Source organism: Nocardioides rotundus (genome assembly GCF_019931675.1).
Lineage (GTDB): Bacteria > Actinomycetota > Actinomycetes > Propionibacteriales > Nocardioidaceae > Nocardioides > Nocardioides rotundus.
The window spans coordinates 2,827,802-2,845,635 of the sequence record NZ_CP082922.1 but is presented as its reverse complement, the minus strand read 5'-3'; the positions used below and the strand labels follow the sequence as shown (position 1 = coordinate 2,845,635).

15 protein-coding genes are annotated in these 17,834 nt (G+C 72.2%); 10 read left to right on the top strand and 5 right to left on the bottom strand.

Translation table 11 applies throughout. The annotated features are described in order from the left end of the window. Positions 1–44: 44 nt before the first annotated feature. A complete protein-coding gene (locus K8W59_RS13970; RefSeq protein WP_223394854.1) occupies positions 45–1,739 on the top strand; it encodes an alkaline phosphatase D family protein in 1,695 nt (564 codons plus the stop codon). A 28-nt stretch (positions 1,740–1,767) separates the two neighbouring features. Here K8W59_RS13970 and K8W59_RS13965 read toward each other — a convergent pair whose 3' ends face one another. Continuing rightward, the gene (locus K8W59_RS13965; protein WP_223394852.1) at positions 1,768–2,625 is read right to left on the bottom strand and encodes an EamA family transporter; all 858 of its coding nucleotides are present in this window, start codon (positions 2,623–2,625) and stop codon (positions 1,768–1,770) included. A 24-nt stretch (positions 2,626–2,649) separates the two neighbouring features. Next, positions 2,650–3,207, bottom strand: coding sequence for a PadR family transcriptional regulator (locus tag K8W59_RS13960; protein WP_223394851.1), 558 nt, complete (start codon positions 3,205–3,207; stop codon positions 2,650–2,652). A 48-nt stretch (positions 3,208–3,255) separates the two neighbouring features. Between K8W59_RS13960 and K8W59_RS13955 the strand changes: the two genes are divergently transcribed. The 7 genes from K8W59_RS13955 to K8W59_RS13925 all read left to right on the top strand — a co-directional run bounded on the left by K8W59_RS13955 (position 3,256) and on the right by K8W59_RS13925 (position 10,220). Next, positions 3,256–4,236 carry an ATP-binding cassette domain-containing protein gene (locus K8W59_RS13955; protein WP_223394850.1) on the top strand — a complete coding sequence of 327 codons (981 nt, stop codon included), beginning with the start codon at positions 3,256–3,258 and terminating at the stop codon, positions 4,234–4,236. Then, on the top strand, positions 4,233–5,072 hold the full coding sequence (locus K8W59_RS13950) for an ABC transporter permease (RefSeq protein ID WP_223394849.1): 840 nt from the start codon (positions 4,233–4,235) through the stop codon (positions 5,070–5,072). The genes K8W59_RS13955 and K8W59_RS13950 overlap by 4 nt, the downstream gene beginning before the upstream one ends. Positions 5,073–5,083: 11 nt before the next feature. Further along, positions 5,084–6,181, top strand: coding sequence for a WD40/YVTN/BNR-like repeat-containing protein (locus tag K8W59_RS13945; protein ID WP_223394848.1), 1,098 nt, complete (start codon positions 5,084–5,086; stop codon positions 6,179–6,181). Then, positions 6,178–6,546, top strand: coding sequence for a VOC family protein (locus K8W59_RS13940; RefSeq protein ID WP_223394847.1), 369 nt, complete (start codon positions 6,178–6,180; stop codon positions 6,544–6,546). Before K8W59_RS13945 ends, K8W59_RS13940 begins: the two co-directional genes overlap by 4 nt. Before the next feature lie 108 nt (positions 6,547–6,654). Further along, positions 6,655–7,290, top strand: a complete 636-nt coding sequence (locus tag K8W59_RS13935) for a helix-turn-helix domain-containing protein (protein WP_223394846.1) — start codon at positions 6,655–6,657, stop codon at positions 7,288–7,290. Positions 7,291–7,299: 9 nt separating this feature from the next. Then, positions 7,300–8,982 carry a dihydroxy-acid dehydratase gene (gene ilvD / locus K8W59_RS13930; protein ID WP_223394845.1) on the top strand — a complete coding sequence of 561 codons (1,683 nt, stop codon included), beginning with the start codon at positions 7,300–7,302 and terminating at the stop codon, positions 8,980–8,982. Beyond that, positions 8,982–10,220 carry a kynureninase gene (locus tag K8W59_RS13925; RefSeq protein ID WP_223394844.1) on the top strand — a complete coding sequence of 413 codons (1,239 nt, stop codon included), beginning with the start codon at positions 8,982–8,984 and terminating at the stop codon, positions 10,218–10,220. Before ilvD ends, K8W59_RS13925 begins: the two co-directional genes overlap by 1 nt. On the opposite strand, the gene K8W59_RS13920 is transcribed toward K8W59_RS13925, so the two are convergent. Both K8W59_RS13920 and K8W59_RS13915 read right to left on the bottom strand, forming a co-directional pair. Further along, the gene (locus K8W59_RS13920) at positions 10,171–10,818 is read right to left on the bottom strand and encodes a hypothetical protein (RefSeq protein ID WP_223394843.1); all 648 of its coding nucleotides are present in this window, start codon (positions 10,816–10,818) and stop codon (positions 10,171–10,173) included. The two genes, K8W59_RS13925 and K8W59_RS13920, sit on opposite strands and share 50 nt — an antisense overlap. Positions 10,819–10,927: 109 nt before the next feature. After that, positions 10,928–11,578, bottom strand: a complete 651-nt coding sequence (locus K8W59_RS13915) for a hypothetical protein (protein ID WP_223394842.1) — start codon at positions 11,576–11,578, stop codon at positions 10,928–10,930. A gap of 141 nt (positions 11,579–11,719) precedes the next feature. On the opposite strand from K8W59_RS13915, the gene K8W59_RS13910 reads away from it, so the two are divergent. After that, positions 11,720–12,391, top strand: a complete 672-nt coding sequence (locus K8W59_RS13910; RefSeq protein ID WP_223394841.1) for a 4a-hydroxytetrahydrobiopterin dehydratase — start codon at positions 11,720–11,722, stop codon at positions 12,389–12,391. Positions 12,392–12,459: 68 nt separating this feature from the next. On the opposite strand, the gene K8W59_RS13905 is transcribed toward K8W59_RS13910, so the two are convergent. After that, positions 12,460–15,660 carry a S8 family peptidase gene (locus tag K8W59_RS13905; RefSeq protein WP_223394840.1) on the bottom strand — a complete coding sequence of 1,067 codons (3,201 nt, stop codon included), beginning with the start codon at positions 15,658–15,660 and terminating at the stop codon, positions 12,460–12,462. Between the two features lie 377 nt (positions 15,661–16,037). On the opposite strand from K8W59_RS13905, the gene K8W59_RS13900 reads away from it, so the two are divergent. Further along, the gene (locus K8W59_RS13900) at positions 16,038–17,828 is read left to right on the top strand and encodes an acetolactate synthase large subunit (protein ID WP_223394839.1); all 1,791 of its coding nucleotides are present in this window, start codon (positions 16,038–16,040) and stop codon (positions 17,826–17,828) included. The last annotated feature ends 6 nt before the right edge of the window (positions 17,829–17,834 follow it).

The following is a 17,834-nucleotide window of genomic DNA, read 5'->3' as shown; positions in this document are numbered from 1 at the left end:
CGGCCGTCACCTGGATGTCGCCTTCGGCGCTTGGGGTGGAGCGCATGCAGACATCTCGGAGGAACCTGCTTCGGACCGGCGCGCTGCTCGGTGCCGCCGTCCCCGCCGCCACGCTCACCCCGAGCCCCGCCGCGGCCCGCAACGCGGCCGCCACCACCCCGCTGCGCAGCAACCCGTTCACGCTCGGCGTGGCCAGCGGCGACCCCGCCGCCGACGGCTTCGTGATCTGGACCCGGCTGGCGCTCGACCCGCTCGCCGACGACGGCCTGGGCGGGATGCCGCCGAAGCGGCAGTCGGTGGGCTGGCAGGTCGCGACCGACCCCCGCTTCGCCGACGTGGTGCGCGCCGGGTCGGTGAAGGCACTGCCGGAGTCGGCGCACTCGGTGCACGTCGAGGTCACCGGGCTGGAGCCGGGGCGGGAGTACTACTACCGCTTCCGCACCGGCCGGCACCTCTCGCCCGCGGGCCGCTCGCTGACCACGCCCGCTCGCGGCACCACCCCGGCGGCGCTGGCGATGGCGTTCGTGTCCTGTTCCAACTGGCAGGGCGGCTTCTTCACCGCTTACCGCCGGCTCGCCGAGGAGCGCCCGGACCTGATCCTGCACCTGGGTGACTACCAGTACGAGGGCCCCGGCCGCGCGGGCCTCCCACGGCGGCACGCGGGCCCGGAGACGGTGACGCTGGCCAACTACCGCCAGCGGCAGGCGCAGTACAAGACCGACCCAGACCTGCAGGCCGCGCACGCCGCCGCGCCGTGGCTGGCGGTCTGGGACGACCACGAGGTGGACAACAACTACGCCGACGAGATCGCCGACCGGGCGGTCGAGCAGCCCGGCTTCGTGCAGCGCCGGGCCGCGGCGTACCAGGCCTACTACGAGAACATGCCGCTGCGGCGTACGTCGATCCCGCGCGGCCCCGACCTGCAACTGTTCCGCCGCATCCACTGGGGCGACCTGGCCACCTTCCACATGCTCGACACCCGGCAGTACCGCGACGACCAGGCCGCCGGCGACGGCTACAAGGACACCCCCGAGGCGGACCTGGAGTCCCGTTCGCTGCCCGGCATGGAGCAGGAGCGGTGGCTGCTCGACGGCTTCCGCCAGTCGACCGCGCGGTGGGACCTGCTGGGCCAGCAGGTGTTCTTCGGCCGGCGCGACTCCGACCCCGACCCCGAGGTCACCAAGGTCTCGATGGACGCCTGGGACGGCTACCGCGCCTCCCGGCGGCGGATCACCCAGGGCTGGGTCGACGCGGGGGTGCGCAACCCGGTCGTGCTCACCGGCGACGTGCACGCGCACTGGGCCTCGGACCTCTACGTCGACTACGACGACCAGACCACGCCGGTCGGCTCGGAGTTCATCACCTCCTCGATCAGCTCCGGCGGCGACGGCTACGACAGCCCGACCGGCGAGCACCCGTGGTCGGCGTACAACCCGAACATCCGGTTCTGGACGAACCTGCGGGGCTACATCTCCACCACCATCACGCCGGACTCGATGACCGCGGACTACCGGTGCCTGCCCTACGTGCTCGAGCCCGGGGCACCGGTCTTCACCCGGGCCCGGTTCGAGCTCACGGACGGGGAGCGGGGGATGCAGCAGACCCTGGACGCGCCCACCGAGCCGGCTCCCGACCCGACCCGGCAGCCGCGGCGCCGCAGCGTCACGCCGCGGGCCAAGCCGGCGCCGGACCGCCGGACGATCGTGCGCGACACGCTGCGCGAGGAGGGCGCCGGCTGAGCGTCTCGCCGGCTGTCCGAAGGTCGGGTCAGTCAGGGGGCGGCTCGACCTGCGGCGGGCTGCTGCGGGTCGCCCCCACGCTCGCGGCGACCACGCAGCCCACCGCGAGCCACTGCAGCGGGGAGAGGAACTCGCCGAGCACCAAGAGACCGGCCAGGGCCGCGGCCGCCGGCTCCATGCTCATCAGGATGCCGAACACCGACGGACGCAGGCTGCGCAACGCGATCATCTCCAGGGAGTAGGGGATCACCGAGCTGAGCACCCCGACCGCCGCACCGATCGCCAGCACCCGCGGCTCCAGCAGCTGCGTCCCGCCGACCGCCGCCGCGGCCGGCGAGAGCATGAGTGTGCCGACCACCGACGCGATCGCCAGGCCGTCCAGCCCCGGCCAGCGCCGGCCGGTCTGGGCCGACAGCAGGATGTAGGCCGCCCACGCCGCTCCGGCGAGCAGCGCGAAGAGCACGCCGGGAAGGGTCACGTCGCCCGGCTCCGCGCCGAGCGCGGCCACCCCGAGCCCCGCGAGGATCACCCAGAGCAGATCCCGCGGCCGGCGGCTGCCGCCGACAGCCACGAGCAGCGGGCCGATGAACTCGATGGTCACCGCGATGCCCAGGGGGATCCGGGCGAAGGACTGGTAGATCGACCAGTTCATCAGCCCCAGGCTCGCGCCGAAGCCGAGCACGACCAGCCAGTCCTGGCGGGTGCGCCCGCGCAGCCGGGGACGGGCGATCAGGGTGAGCAGGGCCGCGGAGGTGGCCAGGCGGAGGAAGACCATCGAGGTGGGCCCGATGTCGGCGAACAGGCCCTTGGCGATCGCGGCGCCGAACTGCACCGACGCGATGCCCATGAGCACCAGCCACACCGGGGAGACACGCGGCGCGACCATGGTCGTCAGACTAGGTGGGGCGGGTCAGTCCTCGCGCAGCCTGTCTAGCGCGCGGCGGGCGTGCCGCGCCTCGTCCTCGAAGTAGTCCAGCCCCCAGTCGGCGACCAGCGAGGGGTGGAAGAACGGCTGCCCGGGACCGTCGTTGCCGCGCAGGCCGTCCCGGACCTGCTGCAGGTCCGCCCGCGCGGCGGCGCACTCCTCGACGTACTCCTCCAGCATCCGCACCGTGCCCTCGGGGTCGGCCGCGTGGCCCATCAGCAGGCGCAGGCAGACGCTGTGCTTGAGCACGGGGAAGCCGGCGGGGGTGTCGGCCATCCAGGTGTGCAGCGCCTCGCGGCCGGCGGCGGTGATGGCGTACGACGTGACCTCGCGGCCGCCGTCCTGCTCGCTGGTGGCCGCCACCAGGCCGCGCTCGGTGAGCCGCGCCAGCTCGGAGTAGATCTGGCTCATCGCGGGGGAGACCCAGTAGAAGCGCAGGGTCGAGTCCGCGCGCTGCTTCAGCTCGTAGCCGGTCACCGGCTCCTCGCCGAGGGTGAGCAGCCCGAGCAGCGCGTAGGCGGTGGCCGGGAGATCTTGACGCATGATGAGAACACTGTACTGTTCCTAATCGGAATACGGGAGGGAGTGTCCATGGCGGACCTGGCCATCGAGGCCGAGCACCTGGTCAAGCGGTTCGGGGAGACCCTGGCGGTCGACGACGTGAGCTTCGGGGTGCCGCGGGGCACCGTGCTGGGCCTGCTGGGGCCCAACGGCGCGGGCAAGACGACCACGGTGCGGATGATGACCACGCTGACCGTGCCGACGAGCGGCACCGCGCGGGTCGCCGGGCACGACGTGCTCGCCGACCCGGGTGCGGTCCGGCGCTCGATGGGGCTGACCGGGCAGTCCGCCACGGTCGACGAGCTGCTCACCGGGCGGGAGAACCTCTGGCTGATCGGCAGCCTCTACGGCCTGGACCGGCCCACGATCCGCCGGGTGAGCGAGGAGCTGCTGGAGCGGTTCTCGCTCACCGACGCCGCCTCCCGCGTGGTGAAGACCTACTCCGGCGGCATGCGCCGGCGGCTGGACCTCGCGGTGAGCCTGGTCGCCACTCCGCCGGTGCTGTTCCTCGACGAGCCGACCACGGGGCTGGACCCGCGCAGCCGGGTGGAGCTGTGGGACGTGCTGCGCGGCCTGGTGCGCGACGGTACGACGCTGCTGCTCACCACACAGTACCTCGAGGAGGCCGACCAGCTGGCCGAGGAGATCGTGGTGATCGACCACGGCCGGATCATCGCCCAGGGCACCCCACTGCAGCTCAAGGACGCCTCGGGCAAGGCGGCCCTGGTCGTCACCGTCTCCCGGCCCGAGGACGTGCGGCGTGCCGCCGACCTGATGGCCGGCGAGGTGGCGGAGGTGCACGTGGACGAGGCGGCGCGGCGGATCACGGCCCCGGCCGAGGGGCTGGGCGACGTCACCCGGGTCGCGGCGCTCTTCGACCGCTCCGGCATCGACCTGGACGACCTGGGCCTGCAGCGGCCGAGCCTGGACGACGTGTTCCTGCACCTGACCGGGCGCCGGGCCGAGGAGTCCCCCGGGCCTGCGTCCGAGACCGAGGAGGTGCCGGCATGACCGCCGCGCACCCGGGGCTGGAGCGGCCCGAGATCCGCCGTACGTCGTTGTGGCACCAGTCCGTGACGATCTTCCGGCGCAACCTGATCCACATCCGGCGGATGCCGGAGATGCTGATGGACGTCACCATCCAGCCGGTCATGTTCGTGCTGCTGTTCGCCTACGTCTTCGGCGGCGCGATCGCCGTCTCCGGGTCGCCGACCGGCTATCGGGAGTGGCTGCTCGGCGGGATCATGGGTCAGACCATCGCGTTCGCCTCGTTCATCGTCGCGGTCGGGCTCAACGCCGACATCGACAAGGGGATCGTGGACCGGTTCCGCTCGCTGCCGATCAACCCCGCGGCGATCCTGGTCGGGCGCAGCCTGTCCAGCCTCACCCACTCCTTCATCGGGATCGTGGTGATGTCGCTGACCGGGCTGATCGTGGGCTGGCGGATCCGCGGGTCGTTCCTGGAGGCGGTCGCGGCCTACGGCCTGCTGCTGATGTGGGGCTTCGCGATGATCTGGATCGGCATCCTGGTCGGCTCGGCGATGCGGTCGGTGGAGGCGGTGAACGGGGTCATGTTCACCTCGATCTTCCCGCTGACGTTCCTCTCCAACGCGTTCGCGCCGACCGAGCGGATGGGCACGGTGCTGCGGGCCATCGCCGAGTGGAACCCGATCTCCTCCCTCGTGCTCGCGGTCCGGCAGCTGTGGGGCAACACCGGGCCGGCGCCCGCCGACGCGCACCTGCCGATGCAGCACCCCGTGGTGTTCACCGTGCTGTGGACGGTGCTCATCACCGCGGTCGTGGCGCCGCTCGCCCTCAAGGTCTTCCGCAACCGCACCATGACGTGAAGGAGTCGACGATGAAGACGCTGCTGATGGTGGGCACCCGCAAGGGGCTCTGGCTGGGCACCTCGGACGAGGCGCGGCGCGAGTGGTCCTGGTCCGGGCCGCACTTCGGCATGGAGGAGGTCTACTCCGTCCTGCTCGACCAGCGGGGAGACCGGCCGCGGCTCTTCGCGGGTACGGCGTCCAGCTGGCTCGGGCCGCAGGTGTGGCGCTCCGACGACCTCGGCGAGACCTGGGCGGAGACGCCCAACGGGGCGGTCCGCTTCCCCGAGGGCACCGACGCCACGCTCGCCTCGGTCTGGCAGCTCCAGCCCGGCTCCGCCGCCGGCGACGACCGCGTCGTCTGGGCCGGCACCGAGCCCGGCGCGATCTTCCGCTCCACCGACCACGGCGAGACCTTCGAGCTGGTCCGCGGGCTCTGGGACCACCCGCACCGCGGGGAGTGGAACGCCGGGTTCGGCGGCCAGGCATTCCACACGATCCTGCCGCACCCCACCGACGCCGATCGGGTGCTCGCCGCGATCTCGACCGGCGGCGTCTACGCCACCGAGGACGGCGGCGCCTCCTGGCACCCGTCCAACACCGGGGTGAAGGCGGAGTTCTTCCCCGGGGAGCGCAACTATCCCGAGTTCGGCCAGTGCGTGCACAAGGTGGCGCGCGACGCCGAGGACCCCGAGCGGCTCTACCTGCAGAACCACGGCGGCGTCTACCGCTCCGACGACGGCGGGGCGTCCTGGACCGACATCGCCCCCGGCCTGCCCGCCGAGTTCGGGTTCGCCATGGTCGCCCACCCGCGACGCGGCGGGACGGCATACACCTTCCCGATCGCCGACGCCGGGGCCCGCTGGCCGGTCGACGGGCGCGCGCGGGTCTACCGCACCGACGACGCCGGCGAGTCCTGGACGTCGCTGGGGGAGGGGCAGCTGCCCGACCAGTACTTCGCCGCCGTCATGCGCGACGCCATGTGCGCCGACGACCACGACGTCTCCGGGGTCTACTTCGGCGGCCGCAACGGCTCGGTCTTCGCCTCGCCCGACGAGGGCGAGAGCTGGTCCGAGGTCGCCCGCGACCTCCCCGACGTGCTGGTGGTGCGGGCGGCGGCCGTCGCGTGAGCCGCGATCTGCGGCTCAGCTCCGTCACGGTCAACTGTCCCGATGCCGGTGCGTTGGCCGGCTTCTACGCCACCATCACCGGCGGCGAGATCACCTTCACCCATCCGGCGTGGGCGACGCTGGCGACGTCGGGAGGACGGATCGACTTCCAGACCGTGCACGACTTCCAGCCGGTGTCCTGGCCGGAGCAGAGCGGCCTGGTCCACCTGGACTTCCTGGTCGATGACCTGGACGCCTCGGCGGCCAGGGTCGAGGCCGCCGGCGCCGTACGGATGGAGGCACAGCCCAACGTCGACCACTGCCTGGTCTTCGCCGACCCGGCCGGCAACCCGTTCTGTCTCACCACCCTCGACGAGCTCGGCTGACCCTCGTCGCGCTCGACACTGCCCCGCCGAGCGGGGCACTGTCGAGCGCGCGACCCCCGGTTGTCGGTGGCGCCTGGTGTGCTCGGGTGAAGCCGAGAGGAGAGGCCGATGAGCGACGCCCGGGCCAACGACGACATGGAGACACTCCTTCACGAGCCATGGCTGGCCCTGCCCGGGCTGATGCGGAGGATCCGTCGGCTGGCCGACCTCTCGCAGCGTGATCTGGCGCGTGAGCTCGGCGTGGGGAAGTCGGTGGTCGCGCGGTGGGAGATCGGGCAGACGTGTCCGAGCACCGACCAGTTGCATGCGGCCGCAGGACTCGCGGGGCTGCGGATCGCCCTGGTCGATGCCGACGGCGACGAGGTCGCCCCCATGAGCTACGCGGCTGAGCCGGACCGGGCGGGGCGCTATCAGCCCGCGCATCTGGACGTGGAGCCGTTGGACTGGTTCGTGCCTCGGCGTCCGGGGATCCACCTGGAGACCGCCTACGACGTGGAGTATCGCCGGTCCAAGGGAGCCGGGGACCCGCAGGCGCGATACCGGCGTCGACGCGGCCGGGACCTGATGCGCCGATTCCGTCCGGTCCCCGACGATCACCCGACGCTGGCCGAGATGGTCGATGAGTTGCGCGAACGGGATCGCCGTCGCGCGGTGGCCAATGTCGAGTGGGACAAACGCCGGCGAGCGGCCGCGAGGCGGCGGTGGGACGAGACGCGTCGCGAGCGGGGTGGCGAGCAGGTCTAGCCTGAGCACATGAACTACCAGCCGGACATCAAGCCCCGATCCCGCGACGTCACCGACGGCCTGGAGAAGGCCGCGGCGCGCGGCATGCTCCGTGCCGTCGGCATGGGCGACGAGGACTGGGAGAAGCCGCAGATCGGCGTCGCGTCGAGCTGGAACGAGATCACCCCGTGCAACCTCTCCCTGGACCGGCTGGCCAAGGCGGTGAAGAACGGGGTGCACGCGGCGGGCGGGTACCCGTTGGAGTTCGGCACCATCTCGGTCTCCGACGGCATCTCCATGGGGCACGAGGGCATGCACTTCTCGCTGGTCTCCCGCGAGGTGATCGCCGACTCGGTCGAGACGGTGATGATGGCCGAGCGGCTCGACGGCTCGGTGCTGCTGGCCGGCTGCGACAAGTCCCTGCCCGGGATGCTGATGGCGGCCGCGCGGCTGGACCTGGCCAGCGTCTTCCTCTACGCCGGCACCATCCTGCCCGGACAGGTCGACGGCAAGGACGTCACCATCATCGACGCCTTCGAGGCGGTCGGCGCCTGCCTGGCCGGCAAGATCAGCCGGGAGAAGGTGGACGAGGTCGAGCGGGCCATCTGTCCCGGCGAGGGCGCCTGCGGCGGGGCCTACACCGCGAACACCATGGCCAGCGTCGCCGAGGCGCTCGGGATGAGCCTGCCCGGCTCGTCCTCCCCGCCGGCGGTGGACCGCCGGCGCGACGGCTTCGCGCACCGCTCCGGCGAGGCCGTGGTGGAGATGCTGCGCCGCGGCATCACGGCGCGCCAGATCATGACCCGCCCCGCGTTCGAGAACGCGATCGCGATGGCGATGGCGCTCGGCGGCTCCACCAACGCCGTGCTGCACCTGCTCGCGATCGCTCGTGAGGCCGAGGTCGACCTGACCCTGGACGACTTCACCCGGATCGGGGAGAAGGTCCCGCACCTGGCGGACATGAAGCCGTTCGGCCGCTACGTGTGGACCGACTTCGACCGCGTCGGCGGCATCCCCGTCCTGCTCCGGGCACTGATGGACGCCGGGCACCTCAACGGCGACGTGCTCACCTGCACCGGCAAGACGATGGCCGAGAACCTCGACGAGCTGGACCCCAAGCCGCTGGACGGCGACATCCTGCGCACCATGGACAAGCCGATCCACGCCTCCGGCGGCCTGACCATCCTCAAGGGCACGCTCGCCCCCGAGGGGGCGGTGGTGAAGAGCGCCGGCTTCGACGACTCCACCTTCACCGGGACCGCTCGGGTCTTCGACGGCGAGCGTGCCGCGATGGACGCCCTGGAGGAGGGCGCCATCGGTGCCGGCGACGTGGTGGTGATCCGCTACGAGGGCCCCAAGGGTGGGCCGGGGATGCGGGAGATGCTCGCCATCACCGGCGCGATCAAGGGCGCCGGCCTCGGCAAGGACGTCCTGCTGATCACCGACGGCCGCTTCTCCGGCGGCACCACCGGCCTGTGCGTCGGGCACATCGCCCCCGAGGCGGTCGACGCCGGCCCGATCGCGTTCCTCCGCGACGGCGACCAGATCACCCTGGACGTCGCCAACCGGCGTTTGGATGTGGACCTCTCCGCCGAGGAGCTCGCCCAGCGCGCCCAGGGCTGGGAGCCGAACCCGCCGAAGTACACCCGCGGCGTCCTCGGCAAGTACGCCAAGGTCGTCCAGTCCGCCGCCCACGGGGCCGTCTGCGGCTGATGGCGCCGAACGACCCGCTCGCGGCGTACCTCGACCGGTTCGTGCCGGGCCCGGCCGGCCTCGTCTACTTCGACGGCAACAGCCTCGGGCGCCCGTTGCGCGCGACCGCGGACCGGCTGGGTGACTTTGTCGAGCAGGAGTGGGCCGGGCGGCTGATCCGCGGCTGGGACGAGGGGTGGTACGACCTGCCGCTCACCGTCGGCGACGAGCTCGGGCGGGTCGTCCTCGGTGCGGCGCCGGGACAGGTCTTCGTCGGTGACTCGACCACGGTGCTGCTCTACAAGCTCGCCCGCGCGGCGGTCGACCACCAGCGGGGCCGGGACGCCGCGCGCGACGAGATCGTCGTGGACACCGACAACTTCCCGACCGACCGCTACCTCGCCGAGGGGATCGCCGCCGAGCGCGGCCTGACCGTGCGCTGGGTGGAGACCGACCCCGAGCGGGGGATCGACGTCGAGGGGCTGTCGTCGGCGCTCTCGGAGCGGACGGCGCTGGTGCTGCTCAGCCACGTGGCCTACCGCTCGGCCTGGCTGGCCGACGTACCCCGCCTGACCCGGCTCGCGCACGAGGCCGGGGCACTGGTGCTGTGGGACCTCAGCCACTCCGCCGGCTCGGTGCCGACCGAGCTGGACGCGTGGGAGGTCGACCTCGCGGCCGGGTGCACCTACAAGTACCTCAACGGAGGGCCCGGCTCACCCGCCTTCGGGTACGTCGCCTCCCGGCACCACGAGCGGCTCGCCCAGCCGATCCAGGGCTGGATGGGGCATGCCGACCCGTTCCTCATGGGTCCGGGCTACACCCCCTCGCCGGGTATCCGGCGCTTCCTCTCCGGCACCCCGCCGATCCTGGGGATGCTGGCGATGCTCGACATGCTCGCGCTCATCGACGAGGTCGGGATGGTCGCGGTCCGGGAGAAGTCGGTCGCGCTGACGTCGTACGCCGTCGAGCTCGTCGACGAGGTGCTGGCGCCCCTCGGGGTCGTCCTGGCGTCTCCCCGCGACCCGCAGCGGCGGGGTGGCCACGTCACGCTGCGTCACGCGGCGATGCGCGAGGTGGTCGCGGCGCTGTGGCAGCGCGACGTGATCCCGGACTATCGCGACCCCGGCGGCCTCCGGATCGGCCTCTCGCCCCTGTCCACCTCGGTGACCGAGGTGGACAGGGGGTTCGAGGCCGTGCGAGAGGCGCTGGTCAGCCGCCCAGGCGCAGCGAGCCCAGGATCTGGTTCAGCAGGTCGGTGATCCGGCCGAGCAGACCGGACAGGCCGCCGTCGAGCAGACCGGCCACCGCGCACAGCAGGTTGCCGAGCAGCTTGCCGGCGCCGGACTGCGCCACGATGTCGAGGACCACCCGGTTCAGGTTGATCTTCAGGCCGAGCACGTCCAGGTCGAGCGGGCCGAGCCGCAACTTCAGCACGTCACACGCCGCCGCACGCGCGCTCGGCGCCTGACGGGCCGAGGTCGCCTGCGTGGTGACCGGGGTGCCGTTCATCGCCGCCACCTTCATGGTGCGCAGCGCCGAGAACGTCTGCGTGGACCCGTCGGTGTTGTGCACCACGCCGTTGATCAGGCCGCGGACCCGGATGGTCCCGTCCTTCTTGATGAACTTCAACGGCACGAAGTTGCCGGTGACCTGCCGGCCGTTGCCGGTGGTGCCGACGATGCGGCTCTTCATCGTGCCCTGGGCGTTGTCGGCGACCGTGCGTACGGCGCCGATCGTGCCGCCGGTGCTGCCGCTCTCGACCGCCGCCGTCGCCGACACGCCTCCGGTGGCGAGCGCCAGCATGAGCGCCGTCAGCATCGCGACGAGCAGGCTGACCGGACGGAGCCGGTTCCTCATCATCCTCATCATTCTTTCCCTCCCCATGTGGGGCGCCGTGTGGGGCGCCTCGGCCCGGGATGGGCCAACCGGTCCATCACACGTGAGGAGAATGTGATGCTGCTCACCCCTAGGGGGAGTCTTTGTGCTGGTGGCGACGCGCGTCCTGACGACGCCGGCGCCGGGACTCGGCGGCCGCGAGGCCGATCGCCACCAGCACCGGCCAGACATACTGCACGAGGCCCAGCACCTGCTCCAGCCAGCCCGGGACCCGCCAGTCCGGCAGCGGAACGCGGGGCAGATCCGGCCAGGGGATGTCCGGCCAAGGGATGGTGGGCACAGGGATGTCCGGCAGGTCCACCGAGGGCCATGGGATCAACGAGCCCAGCCACGTCAGCAGAGCGATCAGGCCGAGCCCGAGCGCCGTCAGGGCGCCGGATCGCAGGGCGTGCAGCCGGGGGTGGTCGCGGATCCACTCCAGTCGCCGGGCCGCCTCGGACCCGGGCACGGGCTCCAGCTCCACGCCGGAGCGCACGAGGGCGGCGGCCCCGGCCATCGGGCCCTCGGCCTCCACCAGCGTCACTCGGCGGACCTTCGCATGGCGGGTGCGCACCTTGATCGCCTGGCCGCCGTACGACAGCACCGGGCCGTCGTCCATGGTGACCTTCTCCGCGACCTGCTCGCCGTCGATCGACCAGGCGATCGAGTTGCGCATTCCGATGCTGATCGTGACCTCGTGGTGCGCCCCGGCGGCATCGGCCGTCCAGGTCTCGCCCGGCATCGCAGTCCCCCTGCTCCTTCGACGTCCTCTGCGGTGCGCCGGCCATGCTAGGACGCGGGCCCGAGCCCGCGGTCGGGGGCTGTCCGCAAGGGTTCGTCCACCCTCTGGTATCCCCGGACCCGACGTGGCAGCGTCGCCGCCATGAGCGATCCGAAGCAGAAGCTGACCCCCACCGAGATCCGTGAGGCCGGTCTTCAGGACTGGCGCCAACTGCTCAGCGGCATCCGTGCACGCTTCAAGACCGGCGACTTCGCCACCGGACTGGCCCTCGTCGACCGGATCGGTGCGGCCGCGGAGGAGGCGAACCACCACCCCGACATCTTCCTGACCTACCCCGAGGTGATCGTCACCCTGGCCAGCCACGACGTCGGCGGCATCACCAGCCGCGACCTCGACCTGGCCCGGCAGATCAGCGGCTTCGCCGCGGAGGCTGGGGTGAAGGCCGACATCGAGGGCCTGACCCAGCTCGAGCCCGGGTTGGACACGGCCGACGGGAAGCGGCTGGCGCCGTTCTACGCAGCGCTCCTCGGCGGCGAGGTGCAGGACGGGGAGCCGGTGGACGCCAGCGGCCAGGTGCCGACCCTGTGGTTCCAGGAGCCGGGCGGCGGCGGCCCGGAGCTGCCGGAGTCCGCCGTACCCCAGCGCTGGCACTTCGACGTGTGGGTGCCGTTCGAGGCCGCCGAGAGTCGGATCCAGGCGGCGCTCGACGCCGGCGGCACGATGGTCAGCGACGCCGCCGCGCCGTCCTTCTGGGTGCTGGAGGACGCCGATGGCAACCGCTCGTGCATCTGCACGATGGCCGAGCGCGACTGACCCCGACACGGACCGAGCCCCCCGCGAGATGCTCGCGGGGGGCTCGGTGCGGTGGTGATGAATGCGGCCTACGGCACGTCCAGCACCTCGGCGCGGGCGCCGGGGGTGCCGTTGAGGTGCACCAGCAGGGCCTGCGCCCCGCCGGACCCCTCGATCGGGATGGTGGTGCCGCCCTGGTCGTCGTACAGCGCGTTCTCGGTCGAGATCCGCGGCTCGCCCACCTGGTAGGGCTGCTCGGTCGACACCTCCTCCAGGACCGTGCCCGACGCGCCGTTGTAGACGCCGACGGTGTAGTCCACGGGGGCCGCGCCCTCGGTGGGCAGGTCGAGCAGGGTCGGGTCGACCGGCAGCAGTGCGACGTTGGTGTCGAACTTGTTGGTGTCGGTGTCGCCATCGGTGAAGTTGAGCAGCTGGACGTCGACCGGGTCGGCGTCGGGCCCTGCGGCGAGGTCCACGGTGATCGCGACGTAGACGTCGCCGTTGCCGTAGTTGTCGACGTAGGTCTGGTAGTCGGCAGCCCCGTCGCCGTCGGTGTCATAGTCGACGTACGGCGTCAGCGCACCGCCCACCTGGGTCCAGTCGTCGTAGCTGGCCAGGCCGAAGTAGAGCAGCCCGTCGCCCTGGCCTGCGCCGATGTAGCGCAGGTCGCTGGCGCGGTCGGCCGCCGTCGTGCAGCCCGGCAGCGAGTCGGGGTAGGTGCAGGCGGCGGTCCTGCCGTCGCTCGCGCCCAGCTCGAGCACCGAGGCCAGCGACCGGTAGGCCTGGCCGCCGAAGCCCTGCGCGACGCCCTGGCCGGTGAGGTCGATCCCGTCGCCGGCCTCGTTCACCGAGCCCTTCGTGGTGGACACCGGCTCGGCGGTGCCATAGACGGGCAGACGGTACGGCGCGCCCCCGTCACCGCGCTCCACGACCAACCGACCCGAGGAGTCGGGCACGTAGTCGCGACGCAGCCCGATCCCGAGCATGTCCTCGGCCATGGTCGGGTCCATCGTGCGGCGCAGCCGCGCCCCGTCGACCCGCATGGTCACCTCGGCCGTGGCGCTCTTGCCGGCGGCCACGCTCAGCGTGGACGGCGAGACCGAGTAGGTGATGCCGGGCGTGCTGTTGACCGGCTCGTAGCGCAGCGTGGCCGTGGTCGCCTTGTTGCCGGTGTTGCGGACCCGGACCTTGCGGGTGCGGGTGAGCACCTCGGAGCCCTCCGGCACCGAGACCACCCCGAAGACCGCCGAGACCCGGCCGTTGCCTCCGGGGGAGTCGACGAGCAGGGACGCGCTGGTCGCCCGACTGGCGTCCACGCGGCCGGCGCCGACGCGGGCCGGCGCGTAGCGGTCACCGGTCTTGTTCGGGCCGGTCCACACGTCGTGCACGGCGGTGTTCATCACCGCGGCCTTGAGCATCGCCGGCGTCCACGACGGCTGGCGGGCGGCGACGAGCGCGGCGATGCCGGCCACGTTCGGGGAGGCCATCGAGGTGCCCGAGATGCTGGTCGGCTCCGAGCCGGAGCCGGCCATCGCGGAGACCACCGAGTCGCCGACGGCCGCGACGTCCGGCTTCACCACACCGAGCGACCCGTGGGCGCCGCGGGAGGAGAAGGAGGAGATCGTGTCGGAGATCGACGGGTCCTGGTCCTGCTGGCTCCCCGTCAGCTCGCCGTCGAAGGTGACGGCCAGCGTGCCCGCCTCGGCGGCCGGCCGCAGCCGGTCGGTGGCGGTCTTGGTCAGCTGGAAGACCGGGATGTTCGCGCTGCCGGTGATGCCGGCGCCGAAGGGGTTCACGTCGCCGGTGAAGATCGCGCCCACCGCGCCCGCGGCCTCGACGTTCGCGGCCCGAGCCACCGAGCCGCAGCGCCGGGTGCCGTCGTTGCTGTCCCACTCCAGCCAGGCGACCTTGCCCTGGACGGCGGCCGCGTCGGTGCCGCTGAGGGTGCTGCACCCGTCGGCGTTCCCCTCGCTGAGCGGCGCGACGTCCCCGCTGACCGGCTCCTCGTTCGCCCAGTCGTAGGCGACGGAGTTCTGCCCGGCGACGACGCCGGCCAGGTCGGCCGGCGCGTCCACGCGCAGGCCGTCGAGCAGCTGGTAGCCGTCGACCGTGCTGGCGACGGTCAGGGCGCTGGCCGAGGAGCCCGGCGAGCCGCCGATGTCGGTGGTGTCGCCCTCGTTGCCCTCGGAGTTGACGGTGAGGACGCCGTGCCGGGAGAGCGCGTTGACCACGAGGTTCTGCGGGTCGTCGACGGCACCGTAGGCCGAGCCCAGCGACATGTTGACGATGTCGAGGCGGTCGGAGAAGTCACCGTCGCCGTTGGGGTCCAGGGCCCAGTCCAGGGCGGGCAGCACCAGGTCGGTGGAGCCCTCGGTGCCGAAGACCTTCAGGCCGTAGAGCTGGGCGGCCGGGGCCATGCCGGGCCCGACCTTCATCTGCTTGAGCGAGGAGGCGTTCAGCGACGAGTAGTCGCCGGTGAAGGGCCTGCCCGCCTCGGTGACGCCGTACCCCGCCGCCGTGCCGGCCACGTGCGAGCCGTGGCCGTTGTAGTCCAACGGGTTCGGGTCGGGGGAGGGGGAGGGCTGGTAGTCCTCGGAGGTGGGATCGGCGTTGTAGTCGTCGCCGGCGAAGTCGTAGCCGCCCCGGATCTTCGCCTTGCCCAGCCGCGGCAGCCGGCTGCGCCAGTCCGCCGACGTCGGGTCCTCGCGGTCGTAGGCCGTCGTGGTGCCCGGACCGCCGAAGGTCGCGTGGGTGTAGTCGATGCCGGTGTCGATGATCCCGACCTTGACGCCCTCGCCGAGGCCGTTGGCCCGGCGCCAGGCGTTGACCGCCCGCTCCAGCACCGCGGCGTTGGCGTTGCTCGTGGTGCGCGGGACCACCGGGGTCACCGACACCACGTCGCGACGCTGCTCAAGGGCCTTGGCCCCCGCCGGGGTGGTGCGCACGCCGACGCCCGGGACGGAGTTGGTGAGCACGAAGAGTCGGGACGCGCGTGCGTCCCGCGTGCGGGCGGTGGTCACCGCGTCCGTGGCGCGGCCGCGGATCGTGGAGCGCTGCTGCAGCCGCGCGGACGGGGTGCTGCGCCGCAGGTCGGCGACCCCGCGGCCCTCGAACCGGACGAACCAGGTGCGCTGCTGGTCCTTGGCGAAGGCGGGCGCCTGCGAGACGTCGACCTGCGAGGGGTCGAGCGGCTCGCTGTCGGCCAGCCGCTGCGGGTCGGCGTCGGGGCCGGCCCAGGCGGTGCCCGCTGAGGTGATGGTCAGAAGACCGGCCGTGGCGGCGGCAGCCACCGCTCCGAGCCGATTGCGATGAGAAAACACGAGAAACCGTCCTCCAGAAGGGGGGAAGTGAGGATGTGGGGCCAACGGTATGGACCCGCGACCGCTGAATCCGCGCGACACGCACGCACGCGCGCGCGGAAACTGGCCAGCATCCGGGACCGACGTACCACGATGTGGGACGCATGGCAGACTGAGTTGACGCCGGACCCCACCGGCGGCGACCGTAGGGCGCATGCGCCCAGAGATTCTCGTACGCACGCGACGCGCGGACTGATCCAGCCAGCTGGACGGACCTCGCGTCACCCCTCGTCGCCGCAGGAGCGGCCGAGGGGTTTTTTGTTGCCCGACCCCACCCCCATCACGAGCACGAGCCGAGGACAGAGCAGATGAGTGAGCAGGAGCCGCAGGGCGAGGCCATGACCGGCGCCCAGAGCCTGATCAGGTCGTTGGAGTCGGCGGGCGCCGACACCATCTTCGGGATCCCCGGCGGCGCCATCCTCCCGGCCTACGACCCCCTGTTGGACTCCACGAGGATCCGGCACATCCTGGTGCGGCACGAGCAGGGCGCCGGGCACGCCGCGCAGGGGTACGCCGCCGCGACGGGCCGGGTCGGTGTGTGCATGGCCACCAGCGGTCCCGGCGCGACCAACCTGGTCACCCCGCTCGCGGACGCCCACATGGACTCGGTCCCGCTGGTGGCTGTCACCGGGCAGGTCGGCGCGTCGATGATCGGCACCGACGCCTTCCAGGAGGCCGACATCCGCGGCATCACCATGCCGATCACCAAGCACAACTTCCTGGTCACCGACCCCACCGACATCCCCCGGACGGTGGCCGAGGCCTTCCACATCGCCTCCACCGGACGGCCGGGCCCGGTGCTGGTCGACGTGGCCAAGTCGGCGCTGGTGGCCGACACGACGTTCGCCTGGCCGACCCACCTCGCGCTGCCCGGCTACCACCCGACGACCCGGCCGCACGCCAAGCAGGTGCGCGAGGCGGCCCGGCTGATCCTGGAGGCCCGGCGGCCGGTGCTCTACGTCGGCGGCGGCACCATCCGCTCCGGCGCCTCCCGCGAGCTGCGCGAGCTGGCCGAGCTGACCGGGATGCCGGTCGTCACCACGCTGATGGCGCGCGGCGCGTTCCCCGACAGTCACCCCCAGCACCTCGGCATGCCCGGCATGCACGGCACCGTCGCGGCCGTCGCGGGGCTTCAGCGCAGCGACCTGATCATCAGCCTGGGCGCCCGCTTCGACGACCGGGTGACCGGCAACCTGGACTCCTTCGCCCCGAACGCGAAGGTGATCCACGCCGACATCGACCCGGCCGAGATCGGCAAGAACCGGTTCGCCGACGTCCCGATCGTGGGCGACGTGCGCGAGGTCGTCAACGACCTCATCACCCTGCTCCGCACCCAGGCCGACGCCGGTCACACCGGCGACTACGAGCAGTGGGTGGACTTCCTGGCCGGGGTGAAGAAGCGCTACCCGCTGGGCTATGACACCCACGAGGACTCGCTGGCCCCGCAGTACGTCATCGAGCGGCTCAGCGCCATCTCCGGTCCCGAGTCGATCTACGTCGCCGGCGTGGGGCAGCACCAGATGTGGGCCGCCCACTTCGTCGACTACGAGAACCCCAACACCTGGATCAACTCCGGCGGCCTGGGCACGATGGGCTTCTCCGTGCCGGCGGCCATGGGCGCCAAGGTCGGCCGGCCGGACGCGACCGTGTGGTCGATCGACGGCGACGGCTGCTTCCAGATGACCAACCAGGAGCTGGCCACCTGCGCGATCGAGAACATCCCGATCAAGGTGGCGCTGATCAACAACCAGTCCCTGGGCATGGTGCGGCAGTGGCAGACGCTGTTCTACAACGAGCGCTACTCCAACACCGACCTGCAGCGCAGCCCCGAGGGCAAGGGCTCCCCGCCGCCGGCCCGGATCCCGGACTTCCCCAAGCTGGCCGACGCCTACGGCTGCGTCGGGCTGTCCTGCGAGACCGCGGACGAGGTCGACGCCACGATCCGCAAGGCGATGGAGATCGACGACGTGCCGGTGGTCGTGGACTTCCGGGTGCACCGCGACGCGATGGTGTGGCCGATGGTCGCCGCCGGGACCAGCAACGACGAGATCAAGTACGCCCGCGACCTCGCGCCCACCTTCGACGAGGACGACCTGTGAGGAGCA

Excerpts from the sequence above, each read along its gene's own strand:
- K8W59_RS13965 (WP_223394852.1), bottom strand. The coding sequence starts at position 2,625 with ATGGTCGCGCCGCGTGTCTCCCCGGTGTGGCTGGTGCTCATGGGCATC.
- K8W59_RS13950 (WP_223394849.1), top strand. The coding sequence starts at position 4,233 with ATGACCGCCGCGCACCCGGGGCTGGAGCGGCCCGAGATCCGCCGTACG.
- K8W59_RS13945 (WP_223394848.1), top strand. The coding sequence starts at position 5,084 with ATGAAGACGCTGCTGATGGTGGGCACCCGCAAGGGGCTCTGGCTGGGC.
- ilvD (WP_223394845.1), top strand. The coding sequence starts at position 7,300 with ATGAACTACCAGCCGGACATCAAGCCCCGATCCCGCGACGTCACCGAC.
- K8W59_RS13920 (WP_223394843.1), bottom strand. The coding sequence starts at position 10,818 with ATGAGGAACCGGCTCCGTCCGGTCAGCCTGCTCGTCGCGATGCTGACG.
- K8W59_RS13970 (WP_223394854.1), top strand. The coding sequence starts at position 45 with ATGCAGACATCTCGGAGGAACCTGCTTCGGACCGGCGCGCTGCTCGGT.
- K8W59_RS13925 (WP_223394844.1), top strand. The coding sequence starts at position 8,982 with ATGGCGCCGAACGACCCGCTCGCGGCGTACCTCGACCGGTTCGTGCCG.
- K8W59_RS13960 (WP_223394851.1), bottom strand. The coding sequence starts at position 3,207 with ATGCGTCAAGATCTCCCGGCCACCGCCTACGCGCTGCTCGGGCTGCTC.
- K8W59_RS13935 (WP_223394846.1), top strand. The coding sequence starts at position 6,655 with ATGAGCGACGCCCGGGCCAACGACGACATGGAGACACTCCTTCACGAG.
- K8W59_RS13900 (WP_223394839.1), top strand. The coding sequence starts at position 16,038 with ATGAGTGAGCAGGAGCCGCAGGGCGAGGCCATGACCGGCGCCCAGAGC.
- K8W59_RS13910 (WP_223394841.1), top strand. The coding sequence starts at position 11,720 with ATGAGCGATCCGAAGCAGAAGCTGACCCCCACCGAGATCCGTGAGGCC.
- K8W59_RS13915 (WP_223394842.1), bottom strand. The coding sequence starts at position 11,578 with ATGCCGGGCGAGACCTGGACGGCCGATGCCGCCGGGGCGCACCACGAG.
- K8W59_RS13955 (WP_223394850.1), top strand. The coding sequence starts at position 3,256 with ATGGCGGACCTGGCCATCGAGGCCGAGCACCTGGTCAAGCGGTTCGGG.